The 12,013-nt window shown below is 26.9% G+C and carries 10 protein-coding genes; 7 read left to right on the top strand and 3 right to left on the bottom strand.

Translation table 11 applies throughout. The features are described from left to right. Window positions 1-10: 10 nt before the first annotated feature. Window positions 11-532 (top strand): hypothetical protein, encoded by a 522-nt coding sequence (locus tag QIA27_RS01830; protein ID WP_301353566.1) that lies wholly within the window; start codon window positions 11-13, stop codon window positions 530-532. Beyond that, window positions 510-1,979, top strand: a complete 1,470-nt coding sequence (locus QIA27_RS01825; RefSeq protein WP_301386307.1) for an Hsp70 family protein — start codon at window positions 510-512, stop codon at window positions 1,977-1,979. Before QIA27_RS01830 ends, QIA27_RS01825 begins: the two co-directional genes overlap by 23 nt. Window positions 1,980-2,002: 23 nt before the next feature. Here QIA27_RS01825 and lepB read toward each other — a convergent pair whose 3' ends face one another. Further along, complete coding sequence (gene lepB / locus QIA27_RS01820; protein ID WP_301386306.1) at window positions 2,003-2,509, bottom strand: signal peptidase I; 507 nt, start codon at window positions 2,507-2,509, stop codon at window positions 2,003-2,005. Between the two features lie 61 nt (window positions 2,510-2,570). On the opposite strand from lepB, the gene QIA27_RS01815 reads away from it, so the two are divergent. After that, on the top strand, window positions 2,571-3,824 hold the full coding sequence (locus QIA27_RS01815) for a M23 family metallopeptidase (RefSeq protein WP_301403512.1): 1,254 nt from the start codon (window positions 2,571-2,573) through the stop codon (window positions 3,822-3,824). A gap of 6 nt (window positions 3,825-3,830) precedes the next feature. Here QIA27_RS01815 and QIA27_RS01810 read toward each other — a convergent pair whose 3' ends face one another. Continuing rightward, window positions 3,831-5,213, bottom strand: a complete 1,383-nt coding sequence (locus QIA27_RS01810) for a tetratricopeptide repeat protein (RefSeq protein WP_301353560.1) — start codon at window positions 5,211-5,213, stop codon at window positions 3,831-3,833. Between the two features lie 202 nt (window positions 5,214-5,415). Between QIA27_RS01810 and QIA27_RS01805 the strand changes: the two genes are divergently transcribed. From QIA27_RS01805 to QIA27_RS01790, 4 genes are read left to right on the top strand one after another with little or no spacing between them, the layout of a single operon-like run. Then, window positions 5,416-6,447 (top strand): hypothetical protein, encoded by a 1,032-nt coding sequence (locus QIA27_RS01805; RefSeq protein WP_301403511.1) that lies wholly within the window; start codon window positions 5,416-5,418, stop codon window positions 6,445-6,447. Beyond that, window positions 6,440-8,593 (top strand): flagellar assembly lytic transglycosylase, encoded by a 2,154-nt coding sequence (locus tag QIA27_RS01800; protein ID WP_301354315.1) that lies wholly within the window; start codon window positions 6,440-6,442, stop codon window positions 8,591-8,593. The genes QIA27_RS01805 and QIA27_RS01800 overlap by 8 nt, the downstream gene beginning before the upstream one ends. Before the next feature lie 14 nt (window positions 8,594-8,607). Then, the gene (locus QIA27_RS01795) at window positions 8,608-9,408 is read left to right on the top strand and encodes an undecaprenyl-diphosphate phosphatase (protein WP_301353557.1); all 801 of its coding nucleotides are present in this window, start codon (window positions 8,608-8,610) and stop codon (window positions 9,406-9,408) included. After that, window positions 9,405-11,756, top strand: a complete 2,352-nt coding sequence (locus QIA27_RS01790) for a DNA translocase FtsK (RefSeq protein WP_301403510.1) — start codon at window positions 9,405-9,407, stop codon at window positions 11,754-11,756. Before QIA27_RS01795 ends, QIA27_RS01790 begins: the two co-directional genes overlap by 4 nt. A gap of 37 nt (window positions 11,757-11,793) precedes the next feature. On the opposite strand, the gene rpsU is transcribed toward QIA27_RS01790, so the two are convergent. Continuing rightward, window positions 11,794-12,003, bottom strand: a complete 210-nt coding sequence (rpsU, locus tag QIA27_RS01785) for a 30S ribosomal protein S21 (protein ID WP_002656880.1) — start codon at window positions 12,001-12,003, stop codon at window positions 11,794-11,796. Window positions 12,004-12,013 lie beyond the last annotated feature (10 nt).

Here is a 12,013-nt window from a genome sequence, read left to right as displayed (position 1 = left end):
GGATTTTTATATGTTTGTTGTTTTTTATTTTATTTTAATTATATTTATTTTTATATATTTTCATGTGTATGTTAATTTGAAAATAAAATCTAATAGCATACTTAAAAAGTTCAAAAGCGAGGTAGATAAAACAATTATTGAAATCAATCAAGCTACGGATAGAAATATAAATATTATTGAAATAAAAATTGAAAGTTTAAATAGAATCATTAAAGAGGTTGATGAGAGAATTGAAATTCTTGATCAAAGATTGTTGGGTTTTAACAATAGTTCTATTCCTGGGAATAGTTCTTCTAGTTTTGGATCTAAGAGCGATGGAATTTATAAAAGCAATTTGGATTATTCTATACCTACTATTGAAAAAAATATAATAAAAGAAAGTTATAATGTTCGCAATCAGATTATTTTACTCCATGAACAAGGCATGTCTTTTGAAGCTATTGCTAAAAAGTTCAAGTTAGATCTAGGCGAGGTTGAGCTAATTGTTTCAATACATAGGGGAGGTATTCATGAAAAAATGGATAGGTATTGATCTTGGAACCACAAATACTGTAGCATCGTATTTTGATGTTAGTTCCAAGATAATATTAAATGAAAGGGGTGAGCGAATGACTCCTTCTATTGTTTCTTTCTCAGATAAGGATGTTCTTGTTGGAAGTTCTGCTAAAAATCAAATATTAGTTAATCCTCAAAAAACATTCTATGATTTTAAGACCAATATGGGTTCTAATACTTTTTATAAAGTAGATGGCGAATTTTATAGAGCAGAATATCTTTCAGCACATTTGCTTTCTAGTGTCAAAAAGAATGCTGAAAAATTTTTAGAGGAAGAGATTGAAAATGCTGTAATAACAGTTCCTGCATATTTTTCAGAGATTCAAAGGAGAGGTGTTGTTGAGGCTGCAAATTTTGCTGGTTTGAATTGTAAGGCCATACTTAATGAACCAACTGCGGCTGCTATTGCTTATGCTTTTGAAAGACAGATTGATGGAATTTTTCTTATTTACGATCTTGGGGGTGGAACTTTTGATGTAACTCTTATGGAAAAACAAGGTGATACTTATACTGTTCTTTCGGTTAAAGGACAAAGCCGACTTGGAGGTAATGATTTTAATAAAATCATCGAAAAGCATGTTTTAGATAGTTTTAAAAATGAATACCCTGATTTTAATTTAGAAGATGTTGTGCTTCTTGAACAGCTGAGAGAACGAATTGAAGAGGGTAAAAAAAATTTATCTGTTATGGAAGAAGTTGATATCACTTTACTTTTCCTTGATGGCAAGCATTTAAATTATAAGCTTAAAAGGAATGAATTTAATTCAATGATAAGTGAATATATTGACAAAACTATTCAATTATCTATGGAATGTATTACTGATTCTGGGGTTGATATTAGTAGTGTTTCGAAAATCATACTTTCTGGTGGTTCAACAAGGATCCCCTTGATTGAAAAAGTTTTAAAAGAATCTTTTCCTTCTGTTTCGATTTTAGACGCTTTAAATCAAGATGAAGTTGTAGCTATTGGTGCAGGTATTCATGCCTTTAGCCTTTCTAGAAATGACTCTGTTATTAAGTTTAAAGATGTGACTCCTTATTCTCTTGGGCTTGAGATAAGGGGTAATGAATTTTTTACTTTAATAGAGAGAAATACTGCTTTACCAATTTCTAGGAGTAAGCTATTTACGACCACCAATGATTATCAAGATGAAATTGAGATTCATATACTTCAAGGTGAATATAAAAAAGCTTCTTTGAATTATTCTATAGGTAGGTTTTCTTTTGGCAACATTCAAAAAGCTTTAAAAGGAATTCCTAAAATAGAGGTACTTTTTACTTTAAATGAAAGTGGTATTTTGAGTGTTAATGCTAAAGACTTGGCGACAAATTCTTCTAATTTTATTGAAATAAAAATTACAAGTTCATCTGACAATGTAGCAAAAGAAAGTCTTTCAAATACTTTTACATGTATTATTGATTAAAGACTTAAAAGGGATAAGATTTTTTAAAAGTAATAAATTATTTTTCCCAATATGTTATCAATTTTTACAAATCCGTAATCTCTTGAGTCTAATGAAGTCTGTTTATTTTCTCCTATGACTAAATAGTGATTATCAGGAATTTTTTTAGTATTTTTTTTTAAAATATTTTCATCTATTTTAAAATTTAATTCATGTATGCATATTTTATTTTTTTCTATTTGTTTAAATTTTTCTCCTGGAATTGCAAAGATTTTTTTTATGGCAATTTTGTTTGTTATAGGATCTTTAATAAGTACCATTTCATTTTTTTGTGGGTTTTTCCATAATAAAAGGTATTTTTGATGATTTTTAAGTCTAAGTCCATATGCAAATTTGTGATTTACAATCCAATTTTTTTCAAATATTGTTGGGGTCATTGATTCGCCTTTTACTATGTAAAATGATAAAAACAACTTTATTAAGGTTATTAAAAATAAGGAAGCAGCTAAAATTGATGCTAGTTCATATTTGTGAGCTTTAAATATTCTCATAACTTTTAAACAATGCTTTCATTAAAATGCAATTTTCCATTGTATAATGGAATAGCATGTTATGATTATACCAAAAAAGAAGCAAAGGGTAGAAAAACGTAAAAAAAAATTTTTATTCAATAATAAAAAGAATATTAATTTTGAATTAAAAGATTTTGCCAATATTAGGAATATTGGCAAAAGAAGAAAAAAAGTTTTTAAATTTAGAAACTTTTTTAAAAAAAAAATAAATTTTCTTAAAAAAGTTTCTTTATTTTTCTATAATTTTAAAATACAAAATATTAATCATTATGAATATAAATATCATTATAAGAACTTTAAAGAGAAATTTTTTGACATGCTTAGCTTAAAATTTGATTATAAGCTTGTTTTTAAGCTTAATTCAATAATCTTTATTTTTATATTAATATTTTATATTAATATTTTTTCTTACTACGGTTCGTATATTTTTTTAAATAGACTTACTTTTCCCAAAGATTATTTTATTGATACATTTTTATATTATAGTGATCAAGATATAGCGCAAATTAGTAGTTATTTGCTTGAATCTAATGTTTCTTCAAATGCTCCTGGATTTAAAAAAAATTTTGTATTAAAGGTGTTTGATCATAAAATTAAGCCTGGAGAGACGCTTTCTCATGTTGCAGCTAGATATCAGATAACTAGTGAAACTTTGATTTCTTTTAATGAAATTAAAGATGTGAGAAATATTAAGCCAAATTCAGTTATTAAAGTTCCCAATATGAAAGGAATTGTTTATGTTGTTAAAAAAAATGATTCTATTTCATCTATAGCTAGTGCTTACAATGTTCCCAAGGTGGATATTTTAGATTCTAATAATCTTGATAATGAAGTTTTATTTTTAGGGCAAAAATTGTTTATTCCGGGAGGAAGATTACCTAAAGATTTTTTAAAAGAGGTATTAGGAGAGACTTTTATTTATCCTGTACAAGGCGTTATTACTTCGGGATATGGTTATCGACCAGATCCGTTTACAGGGGTTATTAGCTTCCACAATGGGATAGATATTGCAAATTTAGCTAATACTCCCATTAAAGCCTCAAGAGAGGGTATTGTTGTAACTGTGGGATTTAATGCGGGAGGATATGGTAAATATATTGTTATTTCTCATAGTAGCGGATTTCAAACTTTATATGCGCATTTAAATTCTTTTGCTGTTAAAGTTGGGAAAAAAGTTTCAAGGGGAACAGTAATAGGCTATATGGGAAGTACTGGTTATAGCACAGGCAACCACTTACATTTTACCATTTTCAAAAATGGTAAAACTGAAAATCCTATGAAATATTTAAGGTAGTATTTTTCATGTGTATTTGGATATGTTGATTTTTTTAAGTATTTGAGTTAGTTTTTTGCCTTCTACTAAATCAATAAGCCTTCCTTCAATCATTTGTTTAGCTTTTAAAGAAAATTTTGATGGAGCAATACAGAGCCCCTTTATTTTATTTTCTTTTATTTTTGAAATGAAATCTTTTAAAAATAATTCACCAAAAGTATCTTGTTCAGTTCTTACAAAGCGTACTATTAAATTTTCTTCCCACTGATTGTTAGCTAAGTGAAAGTTCATGTCAATAAATTGTGATGTTATTTCGTTTATTTTAGAATCTCTTACTTGGAATTTATTTAAATATAGTTTTAAAATAATTTCATTTGCTATTTTCCCAAAATTTTCTTTTGAGCTGCGCAAATATATTCTTAGTGCTATGTTTTCGTTTAATCTTTTGCTAAATTCTAATTTTTCTTTAATTTTTTTGTAATTTGGATCAATATCTTCAACTTTGCTAAAAGCTTCTGTAGCTTTTTGGTAATTTTCAACAGAGATTTGGAGTTCTCCAAGATTATAAAATAATTCAAGGAAAACTTTTTTAGGCAAGTCAGGTTTTACTTTTATTATTTCTTTAATATTTTGTTCTAATTTTTCTAATTCTTTATTTTTTGAATGAATTTCAGATGTAATTAATAAAGCCTCATAAATCATTCCATCTTTTTGTTTTATTTTGTTAGCAATCTCTAGTGCCAGATAATCTTGATTCATTTTTGACAAAGACTTAGCATACGCCAAAAGAGCGTCAATGTCGCCTTGTATGTGTTTTTTTATATTATTAAATATTCCAGCAGCTTTTCTATAGCTTTCCAGATTAAATAAAGCTATTCCTATGTGTTTTAGGATGTCTTGATTATTTTTATTAAACTTGTAGACTTTTGTAAGATAGTATAGAGCTTCTTTATACATTTCGTTTTTTAAGAATGCTATACCAAGATAATAATTTGCATCTTCATCTGATTTTTTTATCAAATAAGCTTTTTTTAAAAATTCTAAGGCTTCCCTGTTAAAATTTCTTTTAAGGTTATAAAATCCATAGCTTAAAAAGGCTTTAAATGTGTTTATTTCTTGGCTTATTGGGTTGTCTTCTATTAATTGGCATAATTTTTTTGCATATTTTATACCATTTTCGTAGTCTTTATTTTTGTAGTAATAATTATTTAAAATTTCAAGAGCACCTATTTCATTTGGATTTGTTTTTAATAGAGAAATTGCTCTTTCGATTAATTTTCGCGTTCTCTCATCATCTTTTTTTATTTTTCCTCTAGTTTTTCCTATTGTAAGTTTTAATGCTATTTTAAAAAATAAAAATACTAAAATAAATACTATCAATGAAGAGATTACTATAAATAGCGATAACACTCGTATTGCTCCTAAATTCAAAATATCTCATTAATTTGCATAATCATAGCTACCTTTAATAAAAGTTATTTACTTAAAATAAAAGTAATTTGTAAGTTGAACATCACATTATTTATATTATATTATAGTTATAATAATAATGATAACTATAATTATTATATAAGTTTGGTTTCAATAAAATAAAGCAAAGAGGTTGTAATTTTTGAAAGGGTTTTTAGCGATAAAATTATCTAATAATGAATATTATTCGGTTTTGAATTTAGATGATAGTTCTGTTAAGAGAGTAGTATTGGGCAAGATTGCAGGTGATACTAGTATTAAGTTGAATTTTTATGTCAGTGAATATGAAGATTTTTCGGATCCTTTTTTAGTTGGTTCTTTTTTCTTGGATAATTTAAAACAGGAAAGCTTGAGTGTCAATGTTTATTTTAAAGTTATGGATGAAATACTTTATGTTTATAGTGAATCTGATGGAATTCAAGATAAATCGAAATTTGATTTAAGTCTTGTAGATTTTAATCAAACCGTTAAAGGATCTAATGATAATAGTCTTTTAGATGATTTTAAAAGTGGTATTGGTAATGATTTGTCTGTTGAAAATTTGGGTTCTGAATTTGATTTAAATTTTGAAGAGAAAGATGATTTTGTTAAAAAAGATGTTTCTGATTTAAGTATGCCTACTATTAATTCTTTAGATCTAAAAACCGAAGAAGATCAAAAAATCGAGTCAAATGATTCAGATTTTGAAGATTTTGATGATAATGACGATGATAATGATAATGATGATAGTTATGTTGATTCTAAAGAGTTTAATTTAGAAAATAAAAAAGCTGAGTATATTAATGAGGATCCTTTGAATTTTAATAATTTTGAGTTTCAAAAATTAGAAGAACTCTCTTCAGAGGAAGAAGAAAATTTGCATGATTTAAGCGTTGAAGACATTATTGCAGACATTGACAAAGATTTAATAGATACTTCAGATGAAGATGTTGAACTAGATCTTAGAGAAGATTTTGATAGTGATGTTGCTAAAAATAATTTTAAATTAAATTCAAGTGAAGGAGTAGTTCATTCTCCTATGCTGTATTTAAGCCTTATTTCTCTTTTTCTTTTGATATTTTTTTCTTTGTTTTTAGTTTTTTCAAAAATTTTAAAGCCTAGAGATTTTGTCTCATATTGCTTTGAATGTAATAAAAAGAAAATTGAGAGATATGGAAAAGATCAATATGTTTAACAAAAGTTCTTATGTATTGCACAATTTTCTTTTTCTTTTTTTATTTTTGACTTTATTTTCTTGTTTTGTTAAAAAAGAAATTTCAGGCAATGATTTTATTAAGTCGCATTCAAAAGAGTTTGATTTAAATAATTTAAATTGGTTATGGAATTTTGATTATTCAAAAAAAAAATTTGATGAATATTTTAATATAGATCCAAGTTCTTATATATATGTTGCTTATTTGTTTAAAAAAATAGGATTTGAAGAAAAATTTGTAGAGTATATGAAAAAGGCTATAGCTCAAGGGGACAATATTTCATCTCAGTTTGCTGGAATTAAACTTATTGAATATTTTAACTCAATAAAAGATTATTTTGCTTCTGAATTGATTGGGGAAAGGCTTTATAAAAAATACGAAAATAATAAATTTATTATACTAGGGTACTTCAAAAGTCTTTATTGGCAAAAGAAAAACGATAAAGCACTTAGTCTTTTAAATAGGCTTGATAAGATGAAATTTTCTGATTATCAGGAAAATGAAAATATTTTATTAAAAGCAGCTCTTTATCTTAATCTTTCTAATGTAAGTGAGTCAAAAATTTATTTTAATAAACTTTTTGAGAGTTTACCTGCAAATTATTTACATGTAAGAGCTTATGATTACTTTATTATTGAAAATAAGTCTAAGTACTTTGGCACAAATTTTCTAAATCTTGTTAGATTTAAGTATGAAGTGGCGAATGGTAATTTTAATAGTGCAATAAATATATTGAATAAAAATGGTTTAAATGGTTATTATGACAATAACATTGTGTTAAGTGATGTTTATAAGGCTTTTATTAGTTCTGGCAAAATTTCAAATGCGTTAACATTTTTTAGTAAAATAAAAAGCAAATATAAGAATTATTATTTGGGTATTTTAAATCTTAGGAGAAAAAATAATTTAGGCCTTCTTATTTTAAAAGAGTATCTTGAAGGTGTAAATCTTAATAATGAGATTAATAGGCTTACTTTACTTAATACGGCTTTTAGTAATTTAATTTTTACTAAAAGTGCAAGAGATTATTTTGCCGAAAGCATAGCCAAATTTTATACTGAGAGCGATAAAAAAAATTCTACTTTTATTAAGATCTTAGAAGATTATATTTTGGAATCAATTCAGCTTGAAGATTATGACAATCTTTATAAACTTTATTCTAATGCTCAAAAAGTCATTTCTGATTCTATTTTGTCTAAGCTTGCCTTTATTAATGCAAGACTTATTTATCATAAATTAATTAAACCTAGTGTAAGCGGAGAATATAAGAGTCTTTTGCATTCTGCGGTTAATTATGATAAATGGTCATATTCTTCATTTATGAGCAGATACTTATTAGATCAAAATATTGATGAATTTTTTACAAATGGGCTTGATGTTAAATATGAGCAATCTGATTATGAGATTTTTTTGGAGGGTTTTTTAAAATTTAATCTTTGTCATTATGTTAGAGGGTTTATTTCTGAGGATTTTAGGAATGGATATAAATTTTCACTCGATTTTTATCGAAGAGTATACGATGAACTTTTAAAGAGTGAAAATTATTACGATGCAACTCTTGTGATTAATTATCTTGTAAATCAAGATGAATCTGCTTTAATGGAAAATGACTATAAAAGGCTTTATCCTTATTTGTATGGATCTTTAGTAGAATATTGGGCTAAAAGGCGTGGGCTTGAAACCAGTATTGTATTTTCTTTAATAAAAGCGGAAAGCAGCTTTGAAAAAAATGCTGTCTCAAAGCCTGGCGCTGTTGGCCTTATGCAGATTATGCCGGCAACAGCGAATGATATTTCTAAAGAACTTAAATATTTTGATTATGATTTAAAGACTCCAAAAGATAATATAATAATTGGGACATATTATTTAAAAAAAAGAATATCAACAACCGGTAGTCTTTATAAGGCTCTTGCATCTTACAATGGGGGTATTGGTAATGTTAGAAAATGGGAAAAAAGTTATGGACATTTATCGAAAGAGCTTTTTATTGAGGCAATTCCTTTTAGTCAGACTAGAAATTATATTAAAAAAATATTAGTTTATTCGGTATTTTATGACGCTTTGTATGAAAAGAAGGGAATAGATTCGGTAATAGTTAAAATTATGGGCGAATTTCCCAAAAATTAATATTGGAGCATTTAATGACAAATATTTTAAGTGCAATTATTTTGGGTATTGTTCAAGGTATTACAGAGTTTTTACCAATATCTAGTTCGGGACATTTGTTGCTTTTTAGTCATTTTATGCATTTAAAGCTTCCAATAATATTTGATATTTATTTACACCTTGCAACAGTTTTAGTGATTATTATTTACTATCGCCAAAGGATTTTAGAGCTTATTTTAGCTTTTATTAGATTTTCTTTAAGAAAAACTAATAAATCTGATTTAACAAATTTGAAATTAATGTTGCTATTATTAATAATAACTATTGTTACCGGAGTTGTTGGAATTTTTATTTCAAAATACGAGAGAATGTTTACATTGCCTTTTGTTTTAATTAATTTTGTTATAACAGGGATTTTAATCTTGATGCTAGAATTTAATTTTTTTAAAATTAATTTTAAAGGTAATATTTTGTTAGTAGGAATTTTTATGGGGCTGATGCAAGGCTTAGGTGCGCTTCCAGGAATCTCTCGTTCAGGTATTACAATTTTTTCTGCGACGGCTCTTGGATTTAATAGAAAAAGTGCATTTGAAATTTCATTTTTGTCTTTAATCCCAATAGTTTTTGGAGCAATTTTATTAAAGCATAAAGAATTTTATGATATTTTTATGGTTTTGAATTTTTTTGAAATAAACTTAGGAGCATTGGTTGCTTTTGTTGTTGGTATTTTTTCAATAAATTTCTTTTTTAAAATGCTTAATAGCAAAAAACTATATTATTTCTCAATATATTTATTTGCACTTTCAATTACAGTTTGTTATTTTTTTAGAATATGAAAGATTTTTATCAGTATTTTCAATTTTTGTTTTTTTTTATGCTTTCGGTTATTTCTTTTTCTCTTTTTGTAGCATTGACTCCTTTGAGCAATATGTTTATATTTTTTGTTTTCAATCTAATAGGACAAATACTGCTTAATGTTTTTTCATTCTTGTCATTTTATTTAATAATTTATCCACTTGTTAATTGGTACGCTTACAAAAAACATATTTTTACTAAACGATTTATATTTAATTGGAATTATACGGTAATATTGTTTTTTACTTTGATTTTTTTAATAAAAATTAATTCTAATGTTGAAAAATCTTATCTTATTAAGATATTTCTTATTAATTTCGGCATAATATTGGGAAATCTTTTTATTTTTATTCTTTTGATTTTAGAATTTGTTGTTTGGATTTACTTGAATTATGTCCTTTTCAAGGATGTTAATTTTATTTTAGATGCTTTTAAATTTTTAGAGTTTAAGATCAAAATTTTGTTTGAAAATATATTAAGTTATTTCCCCTTTTCAAATTCATTGGATGTAAAAAAAGATATAAAAGTTTATGGAGATTTTGAAGAAGATCTAAAAGATTCTCAAGTTTTTGATGAGAAAAATAATATTATTAATGATGAGGAATATCAAGCTTTATGGTCATTTAGTGCTTTTTTAAGAAACAATAAAAAACCTTCTAATGTTAATTTAGCCAAAACTGTTTTTGAAGGCTCAGATTCCGTAGAAGCAAGCTCTTCGGATAAGGAGACTTCAAATGATAATGCTTTAAATACAGATGAAATTGATGAGTCTTGTGAGTATAAATATTTGGACAATCTTGAAGATAATAAGTTAATTATTAGCGGAAAGGTTAAGGCTGGCGAAATAAGGACTAAAGGCATAATTAGCCAAGTTACTATTCCACATGTTCATAATGAAAATGTAGTTTTGAATAAAAAAAATGATTCTTACGTTATTGATATTTCAGTTTTTGACCAGAAAGAGGTTAAAAATGATGTAGAGGATATTGAATATGAAAAAGAAATTCAAAAGCAATCAGTGATTCTCCAGGAGACATTAAAAGAGTTTAATATTAATGCTAAATTAATAGATATTATTAAAGGGCCTGTTGTGACAATGTATGCTGTTCGTCCGGATAAGGGAATTAAGCTTTCTAAGATTACTTCTATTTCTGATAATATTGCCTTAAGACTTGCAGCTATTAGGGTTAGAATTATTGCTCCGATTCCTGGCAGAGAAGCTGTAGGAATTGAAATTCCTAATAAAAGACGTGAGTTTATTTTAATTTCAGAGATAATAGACAGCAAGGAATTCAGGGGTGATTTTAGAATTCCTTTTGCTCTTGGAAAAGAAATTAGTGGAGAAAATATTGTTTTTGATCTTGTTAATTCTCCACATCTATTAATAGCTGGTGCAACTGGGGCAGGTAAATCGGTTTGTGTTAACTCTTTAATTGCCTCAATTATTTTTTCAAAATCTCCAGACGAAGTGAAATTAATTATGATAGATCCCAAAATAGTTGAGCTTAAACTTTTCAATGACATTCCTCATTTATTAACTCCAGTTATTACAGATGTAAAGAGAGCTTTAGAAGCTCTTAGATGGTGTCTTGATGAAATGGAGCGAAGGTATGTGCTTCTTGATAATTTATTGGTAAGAGATATTTCTTCTTATAATAAAAAAGTAAAAGATGAGAATTTGAATTTAATGGTTTTACCATATCTTGTAATAATTATTGATGAATTTGCAGATCTTATTCTTTCTGCAAGGAAAGATTTGGAAAATTTAATTTCTAGACTTGCTGCAATGGCTAGAGCTGTGGGGATTCATTTGGTTCTTGCGACTCAAAGACCCTCAGTTGACGTTATTACAGGGGTAATAAAAGCTAATTTTCCTTCAAGGATTTCTTTTATGGTAGCTAGCTCTATGGATTCTAGAATAATTCTTGGATCTTCTGGTGCTGAAAAGCTTTTAGGAAAGGGGGACATGCTTTATATTAGTTCTTTAAATCCTTTTCCTCAAAGAATTCAAGGTGGATTTTTAAAGGAAAGAGAAGTTTACAGACTTGTTGAAGAGGTTAAAAAATTTGGTTCTCCAAATTATATTGATGATGAGATATTTATTGATAGTGTAAAAGAGCCAGATTTAGTTGCTCTTGGGCCTTCTGATGAGCCAATGTTTGATGAAGCTCTTGAGATTGTTAAAGCCACAAGAAAAGCATCAGCATCTTATCTACAAAGAAGGTTGAAAATAGGTTACAATAGAGCAGCTCGAATTATTGAAATTATGGAAGATATGGGGTATGTAGGACCTGTTAATGGATCAAAACCAAGAGAGGTATTAATTTAAAATAAAGAGATATCCATTTGAACATCTCTTGTTATCTCTACCTATTAGTTTTTTGTTTTAATTTTCTTACTTTTTTTGCTTGTTTTCTTTTAAAAGCTTTTTCCTTTTTAACACGGATTGTGGATGGTTTTTCATAGTATTCTCTTCTTTTCCATTCGCGAATAATTGCTTCTTTTTCAATCATTCTTTTAAAACGTTTCAATGCTTTTTCAAGATTTTCATTTTTGTCCACAGTGACTGTTACCAAAAAATCACCT

Origin of the sequence: [Borrelia] tanukii, from assembly GCF_030439725.2 — a bacterium.
Lineage (GTDB): Bacteria > Spirochaetota > Spirochaetia > Borreliales > Borreliaceae > Borreliella > Borreliella tanukii.
The sequence above is the reverse complement of the archived record's forward strand: the minus strand, read 5'-3'. Positions and strand labels throughout refer to the sequence as shown.